The sequence below is a fragment of the Amycolatopsis sp. CFH S0740 genome (assembly GCF_004522315.1).
GTDB classification, from domain to species: Bacteria; Actinomycetota; Actinomycetes; order Mycobacteriales; family Pseudonocardiaceae; genus Amycolatopsis; species Amycolatopsis nivea.
Genome location: NZ_SDLS01000046.1, coordinates 15,231 through 36,755, shown reverse-complemented (window position 1 = coordinate 36,755; position 21,525 = coordinate 15,231). Strand labels below are relative to the sequence as shown.

Annotated in this window: 23 protein-coding genes; 16 read left to right on the top strand and 7 right to left on the bottom strand. The window is 68.7% G+C overall.

All coding sequences use genetic code 11. From position 1 onward, the window contains the following. The first annotated feature begins 96 nt into the window (after window positions 1-96). Window positions 97-924, top strand: coding sequence for an NBR1-Ig-like domain-containing protein (locus EIZ45_RS43020; RefSeq protein ID WP_134669356.1), 828 nt, complete (start codon window positions 97-99; stop codon window positions 922-924). A gap of 126 nt (window positions 925-1,050) precedes the next feature. On the opposite strand, the gene EIZ45_RS43015 is transcribed toward EIZ45_RS43020, so the two are convergent. Then, window positions 1,051-2,034, bottom strand: a complete 984-nt coding sequence (locus EIZ45_RS43015; RefSeq protein WP_106961292.1) for a GlxA family transcriptional regulator — start codon at window positions 2,032-2,034, stop codon at window positions 1,051-1,053. Window positions 2,035-2,104: 70 nt separating this feature from the next. Here EIZ45_RS43015 and EIZ45_RS43010 point away from each other — a divergent pair, with 70 nt between their 5' ends. Then, window positions 2,105-2,806 carry an NAD(P)H-dependent oxidoreductase gene (locus EIZ45_RS43010; RefSeq protein ID WP_134669354.1) on the top strand — a complete coding sequence of 234 codons (702 nt, stop codon included), beginning with the start codon at window positions 2,105-2,107 and terminating at the stop codon, window positions 2,804-2,806. Between the two features lie 31 nt (window positions 2,807-2,837). Continuing rightward, window positions 2,838-3,713, top strand: coding sequence for an SRPBCC domain-containing protein (locus tag EIZ45_RS43005; protein ID WP_134669351.1), 876 nt, complete (start codon window positions 2,838-2,840; stop codon window positions 3,711-3,713). Here EIZ45_RS43005 and EIZ45_RS43000 read toward each other — a convergent pair. Further along, the gene (locus EIZ45_RS43000) at window positions 3,710-4,528 is read right to left on the bottom strand and encodes a GNAT family N-acetyltransferase (RefSeq protein WP_240690927.1); all 819 of its coding nucleotides are present in this window, start codon (window positions 4,526-4,528) and stop codon (window positions 3,710-3,712) included. The genes EIZ45_RS43005 and EIZ45_RS43000 overlap by 4 nt on opposite strands. A gap of 83 nt (window positions 4,529-4,611) precedes the next feature. Here EIZ45_RS43000 and EIZ45_RS42995 point away from each other — a divergent pair, with 83 nt between their 5' ends. The 6 genes from EIZ45_RS42995 to EIZ45_RS42970 all read left to right on the top strand — a co-directional run bounded on the left by EIZ45_RS42995 (window position 4,612) and on the right by EIZ45_RS42970 (window position 10,246). After that, window positions 4,612-6,165, top strand: coding sequence for a hypothetical protein (locus EIZ45_RS42995; protein ID WP_134669347.1), 1,554 nt, complete (start codon window positions 4,612-4,614; stop codon window positions 6,163-6,165). A gap of 14 nt (window positions 6,166-6,179) precedes the next feature. Then, on the top strand, window positions 6,180-7,817 hold the full coding sequence (locus EIZ45_RS42990; protein ID WP_043831873.1) for an acyl-CoA carboxylase subunit beta: 1,638 nt from the start codon (window positions 6,180-6,182) through the stop codon (window positions 7,815-7,817). Between the two features lie 7 nt (window positions 7,818-7,824). Continuing rightward, window positions 7,825-8,037 (top strand): acyl-CoA carboxylase epsilon subunit, encoded by a 213-nt coding sequence (locus tag EIZ45_RS42985; protein ID WP_134669344.1) that lies wholly within the window; start codon window positions 7,825-7,827, stop codon window positions 8,035-8,037. A gap of 97 nt (window positions 8,038-8,134) precedes the next feature. Next, window positions 8,135-8,740, top strand: a complete 606-nt coding sequence (locus tag EIZ45_RS42980; protein ID WP_240690926.1) for a transcriptional regulator — start codon at window positions 8,135-8,137, stop codon at window positions 8,738-8,740. Window positions 8,741-8,748: 8 nt separating this feature from the next. Beyond that, the gene (locus EIZ45_RS42975; protein ID WP_134669342.1) at window positions 8,749-9,132 is read left to right on the top strand and encodes a RidA family protein; all 384 of its coding nucleotides are present in this window, start codon (window positions 8,749-8,751) and stop codon (window positions 9,130-9,132) included. Further along, complete coding sequence (locus EIZ45_RS42970) at window positions 9,119-10,246, top strand: alanine racemase (protein ID WP_240690925.1); 1,128 nt, start codon at window positions 9,119-9,121, stop codon at window positions 10,244-10,246. The genes EIZ45_RS42975 and EIZ45_RS42970 overlap by 14 nt, the downstream gene beginning before the upstream one ends. A gap of 1 nt (window position 10,247) precedes the next feature. On the opposite strand, the gene EIZ45_RS42965 is transcribed toward EIZ45_RS42970, so the two are convergent. Continuing rightward, window positions 10,248-10,652, bottom strand: a complete 405-nt coding sequence (locus EIZ45_RS42965) for a hypothetical protein (protein ID WP_037816039.1) — start codon at window positions 10,650-10,652, stop codon at window positions 10,248-10,250. A 12-nt stretch (window positions 10,653-10,664) separates the two neighbouring features. Beyond that, the gene (locus tag EIZ45_RS42960) at window positions 10,665-11,276 is read right to left on the bottom strand and encodes a TetR/AcrR family transcriptional regulator (RefSeq protein WP_134669338.1); all 612 of its coding nucleotides are present in this window, start codon (window positions 11,274-11,276) and stop codon (window positions 10,665-10,667) included. A gap of 73 nt (window positions 11,277-11,349) precedes the next feature. Here EIZ45_RS42960 and EIZ45_RS42955 point away from each other — a divergent pair, with 73 nt between their 5' ends. Then, window positions 11,350-12,654, top strand: a complete 1,305-nt coding sequence (locus EIZ45_RS42955) for an MFS transporter (RefSeq protein WP_134669336.1) — start codon at window positions 11,350-11,352, stop codon at window positions 12,652-12,654. Here the strand turns inward: EIZ45_RS42955 and EIZ45_RS42950 are convergent. Both EIZ45_RS42950 and EIZ45_RS42945 read right to left on the bottom strand, forming a co-directional pair. Beyond that, entirely contained in the window at window positions 12,644-13,348 is a 705-nt protein-coding gene (locus tag EIZ45_RS42950; RefSeq protein ID WP_134669334.1) for a tyrosine-protein phosphatase, read from the bottom strand. The genes EIZ45_RS42955 and EIZ45_RS42950 overlap by 11 nt on opposite strands. A 40-nt stretch (window positions 13,349-13,388) precedes the next feature. Further along, a complete protein-coding gene (locus tag EIZ45_RS42945; RefSeq protein WP_037816045.1) occupies window positions 13,389-14,300 on the bottom strand; it encodes a LysR family transcriptional regulator in 912 nt (303 codons plus the stop codon). Between the two features lie 132 nt (window positions 14,301-14,432). Here EIZ45_RS42945 and EIZ45_RS42940 point away from each other — a divergent pair, with 132 nt between their 5' ends. The 6 genes from EIZ45_RS42940 to EIZ45_RS42915 all read left to right on the top strand — a co-directional run bounded on the left by EIZ45_RS42940 (window position 14,433) and on the right by EIZ45_RS42915 (window position 20,788). Then, window positions 14,433-15,032, top strand: a complete 600-nt coding sequence (locus EIZ45_RS42940; RefSeq protein WP_037816047.1) for a hypothetical protein — start codon at window positions 14,433-14,435, stop codon at window positions 15,030-15,032. Then, window positions 15,029-15,805, top strand: a complete 777-nt coding sequence (locus EIZ45_RS42935) for an SDR family NAD(P)-dependent oxidoreductase (RefSeq protein WP_134669332.1) — start codon at window positions 15,029-15,031, stop codon at window positions 15,803-15,805. Before EIZ45_RS42940 ends, EIZ45_RS42935 begins: the two co-directional genes overlap by 4 nt. A gap of 332 nt (window positions 15,806-16,137) precedes the next feature. Continuing rightward, a complete protein-coding gene (locus tag EIZ45_RS42930) occupies window positions 16,138-16,746 on the top strand; it encodes a PadR family transcriptional regulator (protein ID WP_134669330.1) in 609 nt (202 codons plus the stop codon). After that, window positions 16,727-18,346 carry a DHA2 family efflux MFS transporter permease subunit gene (locus EIZ45_RS42925; RefSeq protein ID WP_134669328.1) on the top strand — a complete coding sequence of 540 codons (1,620 nt, stop codon included), beginning with the start codon at window positions 16,727-16,729 and terminating at the stop codon, window positions 18,344-18,346. The genes EIZ45_RS42930 and EIZ45_RS42925 overlap by 20 nt, the downstream gene beginning before the upstream one ends. 380 nt (window positions 18,347-18,726) lie before the next feature. Continuing rightward, window positions 18,727-19,338: a nucleoside triphosphate pyrophosphatase gene (locus tag EIZ45_RS42920; protein ID WP_134669326.1), complete on the top strand. Its 612-nt coding sequence runs from the start codon at window positions 18,727-18,729 to the stop codon at window positions 19,336-19,338. Window positions 19,339-19,441: 103 nt separating this feature from the next. Then, window positions 19,442-20,788, top strand: coding sequence for a dicarboxylate/amino acid:cation symporter (locus tag EIZ45_RS42915; RefSeq protein ID WP_167756713.1), 1,347 nt, complete (start codon window positions 19,442-19,444; stop codon window positions 20,786-20,788). Window positions 20,789-20,791: 3 nt separating this feature from the next. On the opposite strand, the gene EIZ45_RS42910 is transcribed toward EIZ45_RS42915, so the two are convergent. Then, a complete protein-coding gene (locus tag EIZ45_RS42910; protein ID WP_037816055.1) occupies window positions 20,792-21,511 on the bottom strand; it encodes a hypothetical protein in 720 nt (239 codons plus the stop codon). Window positions 21,512-21,525 lie beyond the last annotated feature (14 nt).

The following is a 21,525-nucleotide window of genomic DNA, read 5'->3' as shown; positions in this document are numbered from 1 at the left end:
GCCGCCTCGCCGTGGCCGCGGCCGGGGTGCGCCCCGCTGTGCCGAACTGGAATGTCAGACTGGTCCGACCAGCGGATCTGACAACCAGGGAGAGCGATGGGCGACGGGCAATCTGCCGCCGAGGTGCTCTCCGCGGAACTGGCCGCACTGCGCGCGCGGGCCGGGAATCCGTCGTTCCGCAAGATGGCCGACCGCTCCGGGCGGATCTCGCACACCACGCTGCACGAGGCGGTCCGCGGCACCCGGTTCCCGTCGTGGGACACCACGCGCGAGTTCGTCCGGGCGTGCGACGCGGACGAACAACAGTGGCGGCGACGCTGGGAAGAGCTGAAGGGCGTCCCTCCGGAGCCCGCGGTTCCCGTCGTCGAAGCGACCGAGGCCGACATCGTCAAAACGGCGGCGGAGCCAGTGCTGATCAGCGCGGAACCAGCCGTCCCGGAGAAGCCCCGGCGGCGTCGTAAGTACGCGCTGGCCGCGGTCGCGTCCGTCGTGGTGCTCGTCGCCGCGGTCGGCGCGATCGTGGTGCCGAAGCTGAAGAGCGGCAGCCTGGTCGACGTCGGTGCGCGCGTCGCCGGCGACAACTCGAAGTTCGTCGGCGACGTGACCGTGCCCGACGGCACCGTGATCCACGTCGGCGAGACCGTCCAGAAGGTGTGGGAGCTGCAGAACACCGGATCGGTCGCCTGGCATCAGCGCTACCTGCAGCGGATGGACCTGCCGCCGAGCCCGGGAAGCTGCCGCACCCCGGACCGGGTGCTCGTCGGCGACACCCCGCCGGGCGATCACGTGATGGTGAGCGTTCCGCTGACCGCTTCGCCCGCGCCGGGGCGCTGCTGGATCGGCTGGAAGATGGTCGACGCGAACGGCAAGGAGTTCTTCTCCACCCGCCGTCCGGTGTACGTACTGGTGACGGTCGTCTCCTGACGCGTGTCAGATTCTGTAAGACCTGGTCACCGGGGTACCGAACACCCTGGTCCGCTCGCAAGGATGAGTGCCGCTGGGGGTCGGTCCGTGGCAGCCCGCGAACAGCGCTGCCACGGACCGCCGCGTTCAGGCCGGACGCCGGAAGGTGGTCCGGTACGCGCTCGGCGACACCCCGAGCGCGGCCTGCAGGTGCTGGCGCAGCGACGCCGCCGTCCCGAATCCGCACGCCGCGGCGACCCGGTCGACCGGCAGCTCCGACTCCTCCAGCAACTGCCGCGCGCGCTCCACCCGCTGCTGGGTCAGCCACTGCAGCGCGGACATCCCGACCTCGTCCCGGAACCGCCGGGTGAACGTCCGCGTGCTCATCGACTCGCGCACCGCGAGGTCGCGCAGCGTGATCGGCTGGTCGAGATGCTCCAGCGCCCATGCCCGCGCGGCCGAGGTGGACGACGACCGCGGCTCCGGCACCGGACGGCGGATGAACTGGGCCTGCCCGCCCTCGCGATGCGGCGAAACGACCGTGCCGCGAGCGACCTCGTTGGCGACTGCCGCGCCGAAATCGCGCCGGATCAGGTGCAGGCAGAGATCGATGCCGGACGCGACGCCCGCCGAGGTGAAGACGTTGCCGTCCTCGGTGTAGAGCACGTCCGGGTCGAGCTGCACGCGCGGGTATTCGAGCTGGAACTCGCACGCCGAACGCCAGTGCGTGGTCGCGCGACGGCCGTCGAGCAGGCCCATCGCGGCGAGCACGTACGCGCCGGTGCAGATCGAGGCGATCCGGCTGTCCGGGCACACCAGGCTCATCGCGTGCTTGAGCTGCGGAGTCAGCTGCCGTCCGGTGGGCTCGTACTCGAGCGACGACGCGGGAACGATCACCGTGTCCGCCTCGGCCACGGCCTCCGGGCCCTGCGCGACCGGGATGGTGAAGTCCGAATCGGTGCGGATGTCGCCGGGCTCCGGCGTGCAGGTGACGACCTCGTACAACCGCTCGCCGTCCGCGGATCTGGCCTGGCCGAACAGCCGGTGGACGATGCCGAGTTCCATCACGAGCATGCCGTGCCGCACCAGCACGGCGACCTTGTGCCGCTCCGGATGCCGAAAAACAGCCATGGCCCGATTCTTGCACAAGGTGGCCATCGGGCCACTGTTTTGGGCGTTTCGCCGGTTGCACCCTGGCCTCATGAACGTCTTGTGGATCTACGCCCACCCCGACCCCGCCTCGCTCAACGGCGCGCTTCGCGACGAGGGCGTCACGACCCTGCGCGATCTCGGCCATGATGTGCGCGAATCCGACCTCTACGCGATGCGCTGGAACCCGATCGTCGACGAGATCGCGACCGTGCCCGAGGACGTCCGGATCGAGCACGAAAAACTCGACTGGGCGGACACGGTCGTCGTCCAGTTCCCGCTCTGGTGGGCGGACACCCCGGCCATCCTGAAGGGCTGGTTCGACCGCGTTTTCGTGCAGGGATACGGCTACGACTACCGCGACGAAACCGGCCACACCCTGCGCTACGGCAATGGCGTCCTGGCCGGGAAACGCGCGATGGTCATCGTCACCGCCGGCGCGCACGAGGACAGCCTCGGCCCGCGCGGCGCGCACGGTTCGCTGGATGATCTGCTGTTCAACGTCCAGCACGCCACGCTCTTCTACACCGGCATGACGGTCCTGCCGCCGCTCAAGGTGACCGGCACGAACCGGATGACGCCGGAGAAGTTCGACTGCGTCGTCGAGCAGCTGCGCAAACGTTTGCACTCCCTGGAAACGACCGATCCGCTGCCGTACCGCACGCAGGACGGCGGCGACTACGACCGGCGGCTCGTCCTGCTTCCCGAAGTCGCCCCAGGTCAGACCGGGTACGGCGTGCATCTGACCGCTTGACCCGTATATACCTCCATGGTTATATACGGGCATGGCGATCCTGCGAACCACTCCTGGCGGACGACCGAGCGTCACCCTCGAACGGACCCTGGCGCATCCGCCGGAGAAGGTGTGGCGCGCGGTCACCTCGCCGGAAGAGCTGGCGCACTGGTTCCCCGCCGCGGTCACGCTGCCGGACGCCCCGGCGCCGGGCGGGAAAATCACGTTCACCTTCACCGAAACCGGGGACGTCAGCGAGGGCGAGATCGTCGGCTACCAGCCGCCGGAGGTCTTCGAGTTCACCTGGAACTCGGACCTGATCCGGATCGAGGTTTCGGCCGACGGCACGGGCAGCAAGCTCGCCTTCACCCACGTCTTCAACCGCGGCGAACCCGACATCGCCCTGCTCGGCGCGGGACGGCACGTCACCGGCTGGGTCGCTTGCCTCGATTCCCTCGAAGCCACGCTGGACGACCGGACGCCGGAGATGCCGACCGACTGGCACGCGCGGATGGTGCACTACCTCGAGGAATTCGGCCTGGAGGACGGCGAAGTCCTGGACGGCGGGACGATTCGGTTCCGCCGGGACCTGGTCTGGCCGCCCGCCGAGGACGTCTGGAAGCGGCTGCCCCAGCCGGAAACCGGGGCGGAGGTGCTGGAGTCGCGGTCGCCGGAGGTGCTGGCCTACACGTGGCTGCACGACGGGAAACCGGCCGGGGAGGTCCGGTGGGAAGTCACGGCGGACCCGCTGGACGGGGTGCGGGTGGAGCTGGCCCAGACCGTTCCGGCGGAGCTGAAGGAACAACTGCCGGATCTGCTGACCGCACGGCATGAGCAGCTGAACGCGTTGTTCGCCGGGACGTTCAAGGTGGACCTGGAGCCGTGGTCGGCCGAGCGGAAGGCCGAGGTTCGGAAGCGGTACAGCTAGCCGAGCGCGGTGTTGTACGGCGAAAACCGCACCTCGGCCGGTCCCGGCAGCGCTTTTCCGTGGAGCACCAGCCGTGGCGCGGGGCCGTGCACCGCCAGCCCGCGCGCCTCGCACCACGCCGACAGCTCCGGAAACCGATGGTCCACCGCCAGCCGGAGATCACCCGACGCGAGGCGGGCGATGCCGCGGATCAGCGCACGAGCCTGGTCCTCGTCCGCGGCCACCACCGGACCGATCACCAGCACCCCGCCTTGCGCGGTGCCGAGCGCGTAACCGTCGTCGGTCACGTGGACGTGCTCGGCCTCGAACAGCATGCGATTCAACAACTCCCGCCGCGCGAAGCCTTGGGACGCACTGTCCAATTCGTACACTCGCACCACGTCCGCCGGACCGATCGGCCGCGACGTCGGACCGCCGTCGTCAGCGAAGCGGCCGCGATGGTCATTGCAGCCGCCGTCGAACACGAAGCCCATCGATTCGTACAGCGGACGCGCGTTTTCCGTGGTGTGCAAGGACACTACCGCGTCACCGGCCGCGTCGAGCGCCTCCGCCATCACCCGACGACCGAGTCCTTGCCGCGCGAATCGCTCCGCCACAACCACCATCGACACTGACGCGGTCGGCCCGGTCCGGGTCAGCACCGCCGCCGCGGCGAGACCGCCATCCGGGGCGTCAATGCCGAATCCGCGGCCGACGTCCAGCAGCATCGCCCATTTCCGTTCCTCGCGCGGCCACCCGCGATCGGTTCCGAGGTCGAGGCAAGCGGACAGGTCGGCAGGCCCGAGCGAGCGGACCGAGGCGTCGGCGAGCAGCACGTTGCCCACCCTAGGCCCGGCAGCGGCCGCAGTGGTCGGCTCGACGCCGAAAATTCAACTGACGCCCGGCATAGGCTTCGCTGGTGACCGACTCCGAAATGCTGACCGTCCAGCAGGTTCTCGGCGGCGGCCGATTCGCCGAAGTCGGCGAGGTGCGGCTGACCGAGACCGATTCCCGTACGGGCTATGTGGCCGTCGGGGGTTCGCTGGGACGTCCGCTGTGGGCCGGGCACAGCGTGTCGGATTCGTCCGAGCCGACCGCCTGGAACCGCGTCGGGGTCTATCGCGCCGACACGCTCGAATGCGTTCACCTCGTGCGCCTGCATTGGCCGGTCAACGCTTTGGCGTTCCATCCGGAGCTGCCGATCCTGGCCATCGGTTCCGGGTCGTACGACGGCGGCTATTTCTACGAAGGCGAGCTGACGGTCCTCGACCTCGAAACCGGCCGCGCGACCTCCTTGCTGCGCGAACGCCGTGAGGTCACTGAACTTCGCTGGCGCGATCACCAGACTCTCGAAGCGAAAGTGTCCGTGTTCGACGAGAACGAGGAAGAAGAGCGCGGCTTCTCCACAATGGCCGTTGCCATCGCCGTGCCGGACTGGCGAGCCGTGGAGGCCCGTTCGCTGGAGGTCGACGGGCCCGCGACCGAACCCGCCGAACCGCTCGCCGCGGTTGCCGGCGGAAACCACCGACGACAGGTGTGGGCAGTCGCCGCACTGAACGACGGACGGATTCTCGCCAGCCTTGAACACGTCGCCGTGGAGTGCTGGTCGGCCACCGGCGAACGCGAATGGTCCGTGCCCACGTCGGGCGTCGGCTGCCAGCTTTACGTCGACCCCGACGAGAGCACCGACGTCTTCACCAACTCGTGGGCGGGCTGGACCCGCTCCGGCTCGACCATCGAACGCGTCCAGCTCGCCGACGGATACTCCGAAGCGCTCCGGACCTTCGACCACCCCGCCGTGCTCAGCACCGACGAAACCGGGCGGCTCGCCATCCGTCCGCGTTCCGGGCCGACTGAGGTGCTGCCGTCGGAAAGCCGCGTCGACCTCGGTGGCTACGACCTGATCAACCACTTCTTCGACATCCGCCGCGCACCCGCGCTGCTGTTCCTGCAAGGCATGGGCCCGCGAGCGCACGAGGACAAATGGGTCGTCGCCTTCAATCCCCGGCGGCGGCGAACCGAGCGCTTGTTTCCCCTCGAATGGGACGCGGCCCAAGGCAGGCACCTCTTCGGCGGCCCCGGAGTGTTCGTCGACGGCTCGCTCGTCCACGCGACCGCGATCCACCACGGCGCCGGACTCCTGCCGGGCAACTCCTGCGTCGTCCGCCGCTCCTATCCCGGCGGAAAAGCCGAGTGGGTGCACACCGGCGACCACCAGGTCACCGCGATGGACACCATCGGGTACACCGTCTACGTCGCCGACAACTCCGGCGAGATCGTCGCGCTCGACGCCACCGACGGCCGCGAACTCGGACGGCAACACCTGCAGGTCAACGGCCATCCCGTCGTCCCGCTCTCGCTGAGCGTCCGAGCCCCGGACCGGCTCGTCGTCGGCACGCTCGACGGCCGCGTGCTCGTCTGCGACACCGCGCGGAGGGAGTCCTACGCCACACGCGCGGCAACCGCGCAGTAGCTAAGCTCCGCCACATGAGCAGTGCGACGCAGCCGCTCGGGACGCCGCCCGAGGGAGAACCGGACATCCACACGACGGCCGGCAAGCTCGCGGATCTCTACCGCCGCTACGACGAGGCCGTGCACGCCGGTTCGGCGCGCGCGATCGAGAAACAGCACGCCAAGGGCAAGAAAACCGCCCGCGAGCGGATCGATCTGCTGCTCGACGAGGGCTCGTTCGTCGAGCTGGACGAGCTGGCGCGGCACCGCTCCACGAACTTCGGGCTGGAGAAGAACCGCCCGTACGGCGACGGCGTCGTCACCGGCTACGGCACCGTCGACGGACGTCCGGTGTGCGTGTTCAGCCAGGACGTGACGGTGTTCGGCGGCGCGCTCGGCGAGGTCTACGGCGAGAAGATCGTCAAGGTGATGGACCTGGCGATCAAGACCGGCCGCCCGATCATCGGCATCAACGAGGGCGGCGGCGCGCGGATCCAGGAGGGCGTCGTCTCGCTCGGCCTGTACGGCGAGATCTTCCGCCGCAACACCATGGCCTCCGGCGTGATCCCGCAGATCTCGCTGATCATGGGCGCGAACGCGGGCGGGCACGTCTACTCCCCCGCGCTCACCGACTTCGTCGTGATGGTGGACGAGACGTCGCAGATGTTCATCACCGGACCGGACGTCGTGAAGACGGTGACCGGCGAGGACGTCACCTTCGAGGAACTCGGCGGTGGGCGCACGCACAACACCAAGTCGGGCGTCGCGCACTACCTCGGTTCCGACGACGAGGACGCCATCGCCTACGTCAAGGAACTGCTCTCCTACCTGCCGCAGAACAACCTGTCCGAGCCGCCGGAGTTCGACGCGAACCAGCCGCCCGCCGGCTTCTTCGAGAACGTCACCGACACCGACCGCGAGCTCGACACGCTCATCCCGGACTCGCCGAACACGCCGTACGACATGCACGAGGTCGTCACCCGCGTGCTCGACGACGGCGAATTCCTCGAGGTGCACGAGCTGTTCGCGCCCAACATCCTGGTCGGCTTCGGCCGGGTCGACGGGCAGAGCGTCGGCGTCGTGGCGAACCAGCCGACGCAGTTCGCCGGCTGCCTCGACATCGACGCGTCCGAGAAGGCCGCCCGGTTCGTGCGGACCTGCGACGCGTTCAACATCCCGGTGCTGACCTTTGTGGACGTTCCCGGCTTCCTTCCCGGCACCGACCAGGAGTGGAACGGCATCATCCGCCGCGGCGCGAAGCTGATCTACGCGTACGCGGAGGCGACTGTCCCGCTGATCACGGTGATCACGCGCAAGGCGTACGGCGGCGCGTACGACGTGATGGGCTCCAAGCACCTCGGCGCGGACGTCAACCTGGCCTGGCCCACCGCGCAGGTCGCGGTGATGGGCGCGCAGGGCGCGGCGAACATCGTGCACCGCAAGACGCTGGCCAACGCGGCAGCGGAGGGTCGCGATGTTGACGCGTTGCGCGCGGACCTGATCCAGGAGTACGAGGACACGCTGCTCAACCCGTACGCGGCGGCCGAACGCGGCTACGTCGACTCGGTGATCGTGCCCGCGCACACCCGCGGCCACGTCGCCAAGGCGCTGAGCCTGCTACGCACCAAGCGCGAATCGCTGCCGCCCAAGAAGCACGGCAACATCCCCCTGTGAGGCCGCGATGACGGACACTCCCCTGCTCCGCGTAGTCCGCGGCAACCCGGACGACGCCGAACTCGCCGCGCTCACCGCGGTGGTCGCCACTGCCGCGGCCGCGTCGGCACCCGCTCCGCCACGGCGTCGCACGTCGTGGTGGGGCGACCGGGCGGCCGCGGTGCACGCGCCGATCGCCGCTGGTGACGGGGCCTGGCGCGCCTCGTCGTTGCCTCGCTGAAGTCCCCTGTTGATCCCGGTTCGAGAGCCGGGATCACCTTTTTGCCCACCTGCTAGACTCATTTTCTAAAGTTGGACAATGAGTCAAAGGCGGTGGCGTGGACGAGCACCTCATCCGGGAAACCGAGAAGATCGCCGTCGCGATCGGCCGGATGTTCCCCGGTCTGTGCGAGGTCGTGCTGCACGACCTGCGGGATCCGGACCACGCGATCCGCGCGATCGAGAACAACCTGTCCGGCCGCGAGGTCGGCGATCCGGCCACCGAACTGGGGTTGCGGCGGATCAGCGACCCGGACTACCCGAGCGTCCTGCAGAACTACGCGAACCAGTTCCCGGACGGACGGCCGGTCAAGAGCACGTCGATCGGCATCAAGAACGCCGACGGCGAGTACGTCGCTGCGCTGTGCCTGAACCTCGACGTCTCGGTGCTTTCGCCGCTCACGCACACGCTGACCAGCCTGGTCGCCACTGACGCTGCGCAGCCCGGGGTCGTCGAAGACCTGCGTTCCCGTACGTCGCGTGAACTGCGGGAAAGGATCGAACGTGCGGCAGGCGGCAGCCCGCGTTCCCTTTCCCGCGAAGCCAAACGCGACCTGGTCCGCCGGCTGCGCGACGAGGGGTACTTCGAATCCCGCGACGCCGCCCAGATCATCGCCGACCTGCTCGGCGTATCCCGGGCGACTGTCTACAACTACGCGAAATGAGCACGTCGATGACCGAAATCGTCCTGCGCGACAGCCCTGAACTGTCCGCGCCCGGCGGGTATTACTCGCACACCGCGCAGTACGGCGGGATGCTGTTCGTCTCCGGGCAACTGCCCATCACCAGCGACGGGACCCGGCTGGTGGACGAGCCGTTTTCCGTACAGGTCAAGCAAGTTCTGGCCAACCTCGACGCGTGCCTCGCCACCGCGGGCACGAGCCGCGATCGGCTGTTGTCGGTCACCGTCTACGTGACCGACATGGGCGGCTGGCCGGAGTTCGACCGGATTTACCGTGCCTGGATTGGCGACCACCGCCCGGCGCGCGCGGTCGCCGGGTCCAGCACCCTCCACTTTGGAGCGAAGGTCGAGGTGCAGGCAATTGCCGCCGTCTGAGGAAACCCTGGCTGACCCGGACACTCCGTTTGCCGTCGTCGAGCTTTCGCGCGCGCGGCGGAACGCCGAACGGCTCGCTCAGCGGATGCGCGCACTCGGCGTTTCCCTGCGCCCCCATACGAAAACGGCGAAGGCATTACCCGCGACCGCGTTGATGCACGGTGGAAAGCCAGGTCCGATCACAGCGTCGACGCTGGCCGAGGCAGAAGCCTTCGCCGACGGCGGCTACACCGACATCACGTACGCCGTCGGCATCGATCCGCACAAGCTCCCGCGCGTGCTTACGTTGCTGCGACGGGGAATCACCGTGCGCGTGCTGCTGGACAGTGTCGCGCAAGCCTCTGCGATAAGCGCTGCGGCGCGCAAAGCCGGCGTACGGATTCCGTCGCTGATCGAGGTCGACTGCGACGGTCACCGTGGCGGCGTACTTCCCGAAGACCCCGCGTTGCTCACCATCGGACGACAGCTGCACGACTGTCTCGACGGTGTCCTCGTACACGCTGGCGAGTCCTACTTCGCGACAACCCCTGCAGCGCAACGCGAAGCCGCCGCACACGAACGTGAGGTCGCTGTCGCTGCAGCACAACGCCTTCGCGACGAAGGCCTGTACGCAGGCACAGTCAGCGTCGGCTCGACTCCCACCGCACACGCAGCCGACGACCTCACCGGCGTCACCGAAGTCCGCGCTGGCAACTACGTCTTCTTCGACTTGGTGATGGTCGGGCTGGGCGTATGCCGCACCGAAGACCTTGCGCTGTCCGTAGTTGTCACCGTGATCGGACACCGCCCCGAGCACGGCTGGATCCTCACGGACGGCGGCTGGATGGCGTTGTCGCGCGACCGAGGCACCGCGAACCAAGCCGTCGACCAGGGATACGGCCTGGTCGCCGACCTCGACGGCGCCCTGGTGCCGGGTCTCGTGGTGACCGGCGCGAGCCAGGAACACGGAATCCTCACCGCCCGCGAGGGACATCCGCTGCCTGACCTGCCGATCGGCACCCGCCTGCGCATCCTGCCGAACCACGCCTGTGCCACCGCCGCACAGCACAGCGGCTACCGAATCCTGGAGAACGGCCGCCTCGTCGACACCTGGCAGCGGATCAGCGGCTGGTGAATCAACGCCCGCGCTGAGCCCAATCCGGCGCATCGGCACCCGCATGCGCCAGCAGCTCTTCCCGGGTGATCGATCCGAGCGGTCCGACGCCCCGGAGCAGCAGGTAATCGCCCGCGTCGGCCTGATCGTGCTCGATCTCGACGTCCTCGGCGTGGTAGCTGTCCGTCCAGACGATCCGGACCTGGCAGCCGCCGTTCTGGGTGAGCGCGTGCACCTGCTGGACGGTCGCGAGCCGCGCCATCGGTTCCGATTCCCACTGCTGCTGCAGGAATCGCCACCGCGAGGCCTGTTCAGCCGCCCGCAATCGCTGGTCGAGCCCGCCGGCCCGGTCCCGGAAAACCCAGGCGATCCCGGCCACGACCGCGGCGGCGACAGCCAGCCCGACCAGCCACAAGACCGTTCCCATGTCTGCAGGAGCCTACCCGGGCGGATGCTCCCGGAGGAATCGCTCGACCAGGCCATTCGTGAACTCCGGCGGCACCGGCGCGCCGGTGACCAGCACGCGGTAGTGGATCGGCCCGACGAGGTGCTCGACCGCGCTGTCCAGGTCGACCTCTGACGACAACTCGCCGCGCGCGACGGCACGTTCGAGCGGCAACCGGTCGCGCGCATGCTGGGCACGGAGGTGCACCTCGCGCAGATGCCGCGCCAGGTCCGGGTCGTGCTGGGCCTGGCCGAGCAGCGTGCGTAACACCGCTCCGGCGTCGGCGGTGGTCAGGAAGGACGCGATCGCGGCGAGGTGCGCGCGGAGGTCCTTGCGCAGCTCGCCGGAATCGGGCGGGGAGAGTTCCTCGACGAGGTCGTCGCCGAGCGCCTCGAGCAGAATGTCCACTTTGGACGGCCACCAGCGGTAGACGGTCTGCTTCCCGACCCCAGCCCGTGCCGCGATGCCCTCCATGGTGAGCCGGGCGAACCCGACCTCCACCAGCAGATCGTCGACCGCGTGCAGAACCGCGCGGCGCGCGTTCTCGCTGCGCCCGTACCGATTCCCGTGATGCCGGCGCTCGCCGGGCTGAGTGACGTCGCCCACGTGCCGAAGTCTAGCCAAGACGCAACGTCTCGTCTAGCGTTACGAGCACCAGCTCACTAGGGGGTTCTCAGTCATGTGTTCCGCGTGCGGGGTGCCGACGCACCAACCCGAATCCGGGGTCGCCGCCGCAGCCCCGCGCAAATTCGCGGCGCTGTACAACAAGGACTGCCGTCCGTATCTGATCGGCACCGGCCTGGCGATGATGGCCGACAACATCGAGCACGTCATCACGTACTGGGTGCTGTGGGAGAAATTCCAGTCGCCCGCGCTGACCGGGTTCGAGGTGATCAGCCACTGGGTGCCGTTCCTGCTGTTCTCGGTGTACTTCGGCGGACTGGCCGACCGGCACGACTGCCGCCGGATCATCCAGGCCGCGCAGGTGCTGTTCATGGCGGTGTCCGCGGCGTGGGGCGTGCTGATCCTCACCGACACGCTCGAGGTGTGGAGTGCCTGCGTACTGCTGATTTTGCACGGCTGCGCGGGCGCGATCTGGGGTCCGGGCGAGCAGTTGATGCTGCACGATTTCGTCGGCCCCGCCGAATTGCCGAGCGCGGTCCGGCTCAACGCCACCTTCCGCAGCCTGGGCATCCTCTTCGGCCCGGTCGTCGGTTCGGCGCTGCTGCTCGGGCTCGGTCCGGTGGCGGGCATTTTCGTGAACGTCGCGTTCTACCTGCCGCTGACCGTGTTCCTGTTCCGCACCAAGTTCACCGGACACACGCGAGACGGCGGAATCATCCGTCGGCCACGGGTCGGGCTGATGGATTCGGTGCGGATCCTCAAGGAAATCAGCGGGAATCCGACGATGGTCGGGATGATCATCCTCGCCGGGCTCGGCGCGTTCTTCGTCGGAGCCTCGATGCAGAGTTCGATGCCGATCTTCGCGCAGGACCTCGGCGCGGGCAGCGCCGGAACCGCGTACGGCGTGCTGCTGTTCGCCAACGGCGCGGGCGGCGTGATCGGCGGGATCCTGCTGGAAGCGACCGGAAAGATCAAACCGAACGTGCCCGCGGCGGTGATCAGCACGGCGATCTACGGGCTCTCGAGCCTGTTCTTCGCGATGACCGCCAGCTATCCGATCGCGGTGGCACTGCTGGTGATCGGCGGCGTGGCGAACCTGGCGTCGATGTCGATCGGCCAGACCGTCGTGCAGTTGCTGGCGAAACCGGAGGAACGCGGCCGGGTGATCGGCGTGTACAGCGTGTCCGCCAACGGTCTCCGCGCGGGCAGCGGATTCACCGTGGGGCTGCTCGGTTCCGCGGTCGGGGTGCATTGGTCGCTGGGCATCAGCGCGGCCGCGCTCACCGTCGGCACCGGGATCGCCGGGTGGTATTCGCTGGGCAGCCGCCGGGCCCGGAAGCTGCACCAGGTCACCGACTGAGCCGGTCTACCTCGTCCGCGGCCATCCCGGCGCGGACGAGGTAGTCACGGACATCGAAGCCGTCGAGGGTGGCCAGGACGGCTTCCCTGATGGTGGTTTGACGGCGGGCCAAAGCTGCTTCGAGCAGCGCGGTTTGGTCTTCGACGCCTAGCGCCCGGTACAGCGGTAGGACAGCTTTGGTGGAGAGAGCGTAATCGGCGGCGATGGTTTCCGGGTCGACGTCGGCGAGGGCGAGCAGAAGGAGCGAGATGAGGCCGGTGCGGTCTCGGCCGGAAGTGCAATGGAAGAGCACACCGCTTTCGGCCCGGGCCAGCGCTTTCAGGACTGCTGCGCAGCGTTCTGCTTTGCGGTCAAGGAAAACGCGGTAATACAGCGGGGTGCCGTCGAGTTGCTCGTCGGCGATGTATTGCCAGAACTCGGTGTCTTCGACGTCGTCCAGCGGGACTTCGAGACGCGTCATCCCGGCTGGCACGGTGACCGCGTAGGTGCTGATCTCGGCGGGGTTTCGCAGGTCGATGATGGTGCGGAGGCCGGATTCCCGCGCCTGAGCCCAGCCGGTGCCGGTGACAAACCGGAGGCTGGCGGACCGATAGAACCGCGCGGATCGGGTGACGCCGCCGGATCGGGTCGGGAGACCGCCGAGGTCTCGGGTGTTGAAGAAGCCTTCCCATCCCACTGCCCGGTTCTCGCCCATCAGCCGATCCTGGCCCGGCTCTCTCGCTGCGGGCAACCAGTCAGTTGTCGACGCCGTCCGTCTGCGGAGGACGCAGTGCGCGTGCTGCATTGCGCAATGCTCCGACGAGCGGCGAGGTGTCGGCGGCCCGGGTGCACAGGGAGATCGGGCAAGGTTCGGCGTCGATGATCGGGACGAACGCGACGTGCGGGTGGCGATAGCCGTCAGCGACGAAGCTGCCGGTGATCACGATGGCCTGCCCTCCCGCGACGGCCTCGAGCATCTCGTCCATGGTGCGGACCGACGGGCCGTAGCGGACGGGAATGCCGCTGGGGCGGGGATCGCAGGCCCACCAGCGCACCCAGGCGGGGTCGGCGTCGTCGTCGGTGAGGTGGATTTCGCCGTCGAGGTCGGCGAGTTCGACCGCGTCCCTCGAGGCGAGGCGATGGGTGACCGGCAGCGCCACGACCCGGGGTTCATGGTGCACGACGTCGAGGCGGAGACCCGTAGCGTCGGCAATGGGAGGCCGGACCAAAGCGGCGTCGACTTCACCGTCGCGCACCGTCGTGGCCTGCTGCGACCACGGCAGCTCCACCATCCGGATCGACAGTCCGGGCTCCTCGCGCCGTGCCGTGTCGACGATGTTCCGGACGAGCGGGCCCGCCGAGGCGCTCATGAAGCCGACCCGCAGCGTGGCGGCGAGTTCCCGGCGGTGGGCCTCGACGGCGGCGACGGCACGGTCGGCCGCGGCCAGTGCTTGCCGTGCCTCGTCGAGGAAACGGCGGCCGACCGGGGTGGGACGGACGGGGTGGGCGGAACGGTCCAGCAGTTCGGCGCCGAGCGTGCGTTCCAGTTTGCGGATCTGCTGGCTCAACGCCGGGGCGCTGACGTAGAGCTTGTCCGCCGCGCGGCCGAAGTGCCCCTCGTCGACGACCGCGACCAGGTAGCGCACGAGATGCAGGTTGAGGTCCACGCCGACTCCTCGGGACGGTGACCTGCGAGGTTAACCGATGAGTTCACGGGAGGCGACAGGCTTGTCATGGACCTTCCCGTGCGGCGCGCCCAGGGTTGGGGCTACCCCGAACCGACTCGACGAGGAGCAACGGTGAGCCGTTACGAGCACGACTTCCAGAACATGTTCGCAAGCCTGGAGAAGCAGATCGCGGAAACCGACAACCCGCGCCACCGCGCGATCCTGAAGAACTACCGCTTGCACGCCCTGCTGGAGGTGTCGGGACGCTACGAGGAGTTGCTGGCGCCGACCATGACCGTGGAGCACCCGCATTACCGCATCCACGAGTCCGGCACCTCGCTGATCCTGGACGGGATGGCCGAGGTCAAGGCGTTCTACCAGTCTCTGATCGAGGCGAACGCACTGGTCATGTGGGTCAGCAACCAGGACATCGCGGTCAACGACCGCGGATTCTCCGGCGAGCTGGAGTTCTTCGAGTTCGTGCCCGGCGCGATGCTCGGCGACACCGTCTTCGGTTCGGTGCGGGCCGGGGACGATCCCGGGGACATGCACCTGCTCAAGCGCACGCTCGCGTTCCACTGGCCCTATGACGAAAACTGCAGGCTGATCGGCGAGCACGTCTACGAGGACACCGCCTCGCGGGAGATCATCCCGCTCGAACCGGCCGACATCATCACCGCGGCGCGGGCCGCCGAACTGCTCGCCCCGGAGATCGAGAAGGTCCTGCCGTGAGCGTCGCACTGGTCACCGGGGCCGCGGGCGGTCTCGGCGCCGCCATCGCCGCCCGGCTGGTCGAGGAGCACGCGGTCCTGCTCACCGACATCGATTCCGGCCGTCTCGCCGAGACCGCGGCGAAGCTGGCCGTCGGCGGTGCCAGAGTCGCCCACGCCGTTTGCGACGTCAGTGACCACGCGTCGGTGCGAGCCGCGTTCTCCCTTGCCGAAGAACAACTCGGCGAGGTCACCGCGCTGGCCAACGTCGCGGGCGTCGGCGGCGTGCTGACCCCGTTCACCGAGCTGACCGTGCGGCAATGGGATCGCACGTTCGCGATCAACACTCGCGGGACTTTCCTGACGTGCCAGGAACTTCTCCGCCGCCGCGCCGGCCGCCCCGGCGCGATCGTCAACATCGCTTCGATCGGCGCCCGCCTCGGAATGGAGACGATCGCCGACTACGGCGCGTCCAAGGCCGCGGTCCTCGAAATGACGCACGCGGTGGCCCGGGCCGGCGCTCCCACCGGGCTGCGGGCCAACGCGGTCATGCCCGGTCTGATCTGGACTGACATGTGGCGGAGCGCCACCGAGCAGATGGTCGCGAACGATCCCGCCGCGGCCGGCGCCACTCCGGAACAGCTCTTCGCCGGGTTCGTCGACCGGATGGTCCCGATGAAACGCCCGCAGACCCCGGCCGACATCGCCGAGACGGTCGGGTTCCTGCTCTCGAACAAGGCAGCCAACATCACCGGTCAGACCATCGCGGTCGACGGCGGTGCGGTCATGTCCTGAACCACAACAGCACACAGGGAGCGGCGGGCCGCGGCGTCAGGAGAGGACGCCGCGGCCCGCCGCTTTGGTCGTGCTGCCAACTGCGGTGAACGCGGATCGGCGGCGTTCGATCAGGTTCCGCGACGGGTCGGAAAACGGCGGTCGAACAGGCGATCGCCGGTTTTTGTCGGTGGTCGCGGTTACGCTCGCCCCATCACGCACCACCCGTCACCGTCAGCGACAAGCTGCTCACCAGCGCGGATCACACTGGACCGCAGCTTGCTCCACACCGTATAGTCCACGTGGAATAACCCACGTTGGGTCACTCGATTGGATCTTCTGGAGGAACCGTCATGGTCGCGGCCAAGCTCACGGCACTGGGCGTCGCCGTGCTCGAGCTGCTGCACGAGCGGCCGATGCACCCGTACGAAATGGCCCAGCTGATGCGGGAACGGCACGTCGAAAACCGCGTGAAGCTCAAGGCCGGTTCGCTCTACCACACCGTGGATCGGTTGCAGCGCAACGGGTTCGTCGATGTGGTCGAAACCCAGCGGGACGGCAAACGGCCGGAGCGCACGGTGTATGCAATGACGGCCGCGGGCAAAGACGCCTTCCAGGAACGCGCCCGGCAAATGCTGGGCGACGTGGTGCCGGACTACAGCGACGTGCTCAGCGGGCTCGCCGTGATCGACGACCTCGGACGCGACGTCGCGCTGCTCGAACTGGAGCACCGGATCACCCGGCTGCGCGCGGGCGTGGCCGCTGACCAGGTGATCCTCGAGCGGCTGGAAGCCGACGGCACCCCCGAAATCTATTGGCTCGACTTCCGGTTCAGCGCGGCGCAGCGGAAGTTCGAGCTCGCGTGGATCGAGCAGCTGTTCGCGGACCTCGACAGCGGCCGGATCCCTTTCCAGGACAAGAAACTCAAGCTCAAGGAAAACCATGAACGCAAGACCGGTTAACCCGTGGGCCGCGCTCAGCGCGCTCTGCATCGGGTTCTTCATGATCCTGCTGGACACCACGATCGTGTCCATCGCGGTGCCCGCCATGCTGCAGCACCTCGACGCCGGGCTGAACTCGGTGGTGTGGGTGATCAGCGTCTACCTGCTCACCTACGCCGTGCCGATGCTGTTCACCAGCCGCCTCGGCGACCGCTTCGGCCCGAAGCGCGTGTTCGTCGCCGGGCTCGTGGTGTTCACCGCTTCGTCGCTGTGGTGCGGTCTCTCCGGCAACGTCGAGATGCTGATCGCCGCCCGTGCCGTGCAAGGCCTTGGCGCCGCACTGATGACGCCGCAGACGCTGGCGTTCATCAGCCACCTGTTCCCGCCCGCGAAGCGCGGCGCGGCGATGGGCGCGTGGGGCGGTGTCGCCGGCCTGGCCACGATCACCGGCCCGCTGCTGGGCGGCGTGCTGGTGCAGCACCTCGGCTGGGAGTGGATCTTCTACGTGAACGTGCCGATCGGCGTCGTCGCGATCGCGCTGACGCTGTGGCTGGTGCCGGACTGGCAGCCGAAGCACTCGCATTCGTTCGACCTGATCGGCATCCTGCTGTCCGCGGCCGGACTGTTCTGCGTCGTCTTCGGTGTCCAAAATGGACAGCAGTACGACTGGGGCACGGTGTTCGGCGGCATCACAGTCTTCGAAATCATCGGCGCCGGCGTGGTCCTGCTGATCGCTTTCGTGCTGTGGCAGCACTACAACCGCCGCGAACCGCTGGTCCCGCTGCAGGTGTTCGCGAACCGCAACTTCTCCGCGGGCACGCTCACCGCGACCACGGTCGGCTTCACGATGACCGGCATGTTCCTGCCGCTGATCATCTACATCCAGACGGTCCTCGGCCTCTCCCCCACCATGGCAGGCCTGCTCACCGCCCCGATGTCGCTGCTGTCCGGCGTGATCGCGCCCTTCGTCGGCCGCGCTTCGGACAAAATCAACGGCAAGTACCTGGTGATGGGCGGCCTGGCCCTGCTGGCCGCGGGCGTCGGCATCATCGCGCTGCAAGCACGACCGGACACGAGCCCGTGGGCACTGATCCCGGCCCTGCTGGTGTGCGGCCTCGGCGTCGGCTGCATCTTCTCCCCCATGAGCAACCTGACGATGGCGTCGGTAGAACCGCGGCTCACCGGCACCGCCTCGGGCATCTTCAACACCGCCCGCCAGGTAGGCGGCGTCCTGGGCAGCGCCGCGATCGGCGTGCTCCTGCAAGCGAGGATCAGCGCGTCGATCACGAGCGAGGCCGCCACCGCGGCCGCGAAACTGCCGGAGCAGTACCGCGCCCCCTTCACCGAAGGCATCGCCCACGCCGCGGCGTCCACCGGCGAATTCGGCTCCTCCGGCGGCCCCGCCTCCATCCCGGGCCTCCCGGCGGACATCGCCGCCCAAGCGGGCCGCCTCGCCAGCGAGGTTGTCCACAATGGACTCACCGACGCCGCCCGCGCGACACTGATCCTGCCGATCGCGGTGCTGATACTGGGAGTTTTGTCAGCAGCGGCATTGCGCCGGGTGGCCCCTAGGCCGCACACCCCCGCGCGGACCGCCCCGACCCCAGAACCAGCGCGATGACGAGCTGACCCCGGGCCCCGGCTGGCTCGCTCCAGCCGGGGCCCGGGAGGCGGCGAGAGACAATCCACGCGACTCTCGTCCCACAGCAGCGGTGTTGGCTCCCGACGCAATTTCTCGCGCGGCGGCCACCGCGGCGGCGAGGTCTGCCGATGCACAGAAAGCCCGGGCGTGCCAGGCACGTTCCTCGCCCAGCAACCACCGGCTCGGCATCCCCGCGCACGCCCCGCCGGGATCCCGGCTCAATGCCAGACCTCGCGCCCGGCTCGCGACCCGGTGCCACGACGCCCGCCCCCGCGAATCCGGCCACGAAACCCGCGGCACCAAATCACCGCCCCCTGGGCCACACCCCCAACCCCGCCCCGTCGAGGTAGCGTTCGCCTGTGCGTCTAGTCCTCGCCTCCCAGTCCCCCGCCCGCCTCGCCGTCCTGCGCAGTGCCGGTCTCGACCCGGCCGTTGTCGTGTCCGGTGTCGACGAGGATGCCGTCGCGGCGGCGCTCACCGATCCCGAACCCGCCGAACTCGTCCTGGCTCTCGCGAAGGCCAAGGCCAACGCCGTAGTCGAGATGGTCTCCGAGCCGGACGCCGTGATCGTCGCCTGTGATTCCATGCTTTCCATCGGCGGCGAGATGGTCGGCAAGCCCGCGACCGCCGAGCTCGCGAAGCAGCGGTGGGCTCGGATGGCGGGCGGCTCCGGCGTCCTGCTCACCGGGCACGCCGTGGTCCGGCTCGACGGCGGGCAGCGCACCAAGGAAGCTTCCGGCACCCGCTCCACCACCGTGCACTTCGCCAACCCCAGCCAGGCCGAGATCGACGCCTACGTCGCCACTGGCGAACCGCTGCACGTCGCGGGGGCGTTCACGCTCGACGCGCTCGGCGGGTGGTTTGTCGAGGGGGTCGAAGGGGACCCGTCGAGTGTGATCGGGATCAGTCTTCCGCTGCTGCGCCAACTGCTCGCCGAGGTGGGCGTCAGCGTGACCGAAATGTGGAACTAGTTCACATATTGGGACGATGTGTCACTCGGTCGAGTGATCAGGGAAAGTCGATTCCGGCCCGCACCCGGGTCAGCGGAAACTCTCGACCTCTCTGGGGTGGCACATGTCCTTCGCAAGGACGTACACAAAGCCGCGCGTGTTCGCCGCGGCCGTGCTCGGTTCGCTTGTCGTGGGCGCCGGACTCGGCGTGCTCGCGCGGACGACTGAAGCCGGCTGGCTGACCGACACCCTCGACCACATCGGCACGATCTTCACGACCCTGCTGCAGATCGCGGTGATCCCGCTGGTCTTCACCGCGATCGTGGTCGGCATCAACAGCCTCCGCGGCCTCGGCGGCGGCCGCACCGCCGCGCGGCTCGGCGGCAAGACCGTGCTGTGGTTCGCGATCACGTCGTTCATCGCCTCGCTGATCGGGATCGCGATCGGCAAGCTGTTCAACCCCGGCTCCGGCGGGCTCGGCGAGGGGGTCGCGGCCACCGCGAAGAACGCCGACAAGGCTGCGAAGAGCATGAGCCACTGGGGTTCCTGGGACGCCTTCATCAAGGGCCTGCTGCCGGAGAACTTCTTCTCCGCCTTCGCCGAGGGCAGCACGCTCCAGGTGCTGTTCCTCGCCGTCGTGATCGGCGCCGCCGCCTACAGCCTCGGCGACAAGGCGAAGCCGTTCGTCGACTTCACCACGAGCGTCTTCGAAATCGTCCAGCGCTACCTCGGCTGGATCGTGCGCCTCGCGCCCATCGGCATCATCGGCCTGATCGGCGCCGCCGTCTCCAACTACGGCGACGCGCTGTTCCGTCCGCTGCTGTCGACCACGATCGCGGTGTACGTCGGCTGCCTGCTGATCCTGTTCGTCGTCTACCCGATCCTGCTGCAGTTCGTCGCGAAAGTGAACCCGCTGACGTTCTTCGCCAAGGCGGGCACCGCGATCCAGTTCGCGTTCGCGTCGCAGTCGAGTTCGGCCACGCTGCCGCTGACCCGGCAGTCCGCGGTGAACCTCGGCGTCGACCCCGGATACGCCGCCTTCGCCACCCCGCTCGCCAGCGCGACCAAAATGGACGGTTGCGCCGCGGTGTTCCCGGCGATCGGCGCGATCTTCATCGCCAACCTCGCCGGGGTGCCGCTGAGCTTCGGCCAGTACGTCGGCATCGTGGTCGTCGCCGTGGTCGGCGCGCTGGCCACCGCGGGCACCACCGGCTGGCTGACCGCGCTCACCCTGACCACCGCGTTCATCGGACTCGACGCCAAGCAGGTCGCGCTCGGCATCGCGCTGATCTACTCGGTGAACCCGATCATGGACATGATGCGCACCGCCACGAACGTCGCGGGCCAGATCGTGATCCCGACGATCGTCGCACGCAGCGAAGGCCTGCTCGACGACGAAATCCTCAACACCCAGACCGCTCGCCCGAACCACCGTGACGAGGGCGGTGCCGCCCGGCCCGCGACCGCCTGAGTCTCAGGAGTTGCCGGAACAGCGCCGCAGCTGGGTTTTCTTCAGCTCGACGTCCGGCCAGCCGCGGAAATCCGACGGCGAGGTGACGGTGCTCGTGCAGCCCATCACCTCGCCGTCGAGTTCGTACACCTCCGCGACCACCGGAGCCGCCTGGCAGCGCGGGGTGCCGGACACCGCCTTCGGGCATTCGTGCCGGACGACGATCACGTCCGCCCGGCCGTCCTGGCTCACGTCGTAGAGCGACAGCGAGCCGGCGTCAGAGAAATACGGCTTGCCGTAGTCGCGCCACACGCCGCCGGACTCGGTCAGCAATTCACCGTACGAACCGCCTGCCGCGTCGCCGCGGATCAGGCACGCGGCGGTCGATCCGTCGATACAGCGCAGGGAAGTCGCGGTCAGCTTCGCGCCCAGGTTCGTGATCGCCAGTTCGAACGGCTGCTGTCCGACCTGGACCCGGCCCGATCCGCCCGAAGCATCCGCCTGCAACACGACCGGGGTACCGCCGACGCTCACCGCCGCCAGCTGCTTGCACGGACCGTTTCCGCAGGTCGAGGACGGTGCTTCGACCGGAGCCGCGGCGGGCTCGCTCGGCGCCATGGTCTCCGCGCCGTCCGGCTTCGGGCGCATCGTGACGACCACGACGAGCGCCGCCGCCGTGACCACCGCCGCGAGAACGGCGGTGAGCAGCGCGGATCGCGGGACGCGCTTCGGCCAAGTCCGCATATCCGAGACTGTAA

Excerpts from the sequence above, each read along its gene's own strand:
- EIZ45_RS42975 (WP_134669342.1), top strand. The coding sequence starts at position 8,749 with ATGACCGAAATCGTCCTGCGCGACAGCCCTGAACTGTCCGCGCCCGGC.
- EIZ45_RS43015 (WP_106961292.1), bottom strand. The coding sequence starts at position 2,034 with ATGGCTGTTTTTCGGCATCCGGAGCGGCACAAGGTCGCCGTGCTGGTG.
- EIZ45_RS42925 (WP_134669328.1), top strand. The coding sequence starts at position 16,727 with ATGAACGCAAGACCGGTTAACCCGTGGGCCGCGCTCAGCGCGCTCTGC.
- EIZ45_RS43020 (WP_134669356.1), top strand. The coding sequence starts at position 97 with ATGGGCGACGGGCAATCTGCCGCCGAGGTGCTCTCCGCGGAACTGGCC.
- EIZ45_RS43005 (WP_134669351.1), top strand. The coding sequence starts at position 2,838 with ATGGCGATCCTGCGAACCACTCCTGGCGGACGACCGAGCGTCACCCTC.
- EIZ45_RS43010 (WP_134669354.1), top strand. The coding sequence starts at position 2,105 with ATGAACGTCTTGTGGATCTACGCCCACCCCGACCCCGCCTCGCTCAAC.
- EIZ45_RS42915 (WP_167756713.1), top strand. The coding sequence starts at position 19,442 with ATGTCCTTCGCAAGGACGTACACAAAGCCGCGCGTGTTCGCCGCGGCC.
- EIZ45_RS42910 (WP_037816055.1), bottom strand. The coding sequence starts at position 21,511 with ATGCGGACTTGGCCGAAGCGCGTCCCGCGATCCGCGCTGCTCACCGCC.
- EIZ45_RS42985 (WP_134669344.1), top strand. The coding sequence starts at position 7,825 with ATGACGGACACTCCCCTGCTCCGCGTAGTCCGCGGCAACCCGGACGAC.
- EIZ45_RS42965 (WP_037816039.1), bottom strand. The coding sequence starts at position 10,652 with ATGGGAACGGTCTTGTGGCTGGTCGGGCTGGCTGTCGCCGCCGCGGTC.
- EIZ45_RS42955 (WP_134669336.1), top strand. The coding sequence starts at position 11,350 with ATGTGTTCCGCGTGCGGGGTGCCGACGCACCAACCCGAATCCGGGGTC.
- EIZ45_RS42990 (WP_043831873.1), top strand. The coding sequence starts at position 6,180 with ATGAGCAGTGCGACGCAGCCGCTCGGGACGCCGCCCGAGGGAGAACCG.
- EIZ45_RS42950 (WP_134669334.1), bottom strand. The coding sequence starts at position 13,348 with ATGGGCGAGAACCGGGCAGTGGGATGGGAAGGCTTCTTCAACACCCGA.
- EIZ45_RS42930 (WP_134669330.1), top strand. The coding sequence starts at position 16,138 with ATGGTCGCGGCCAAGCTCACGGCACTGGGCGTCGCCGTGCTCGAGCTG.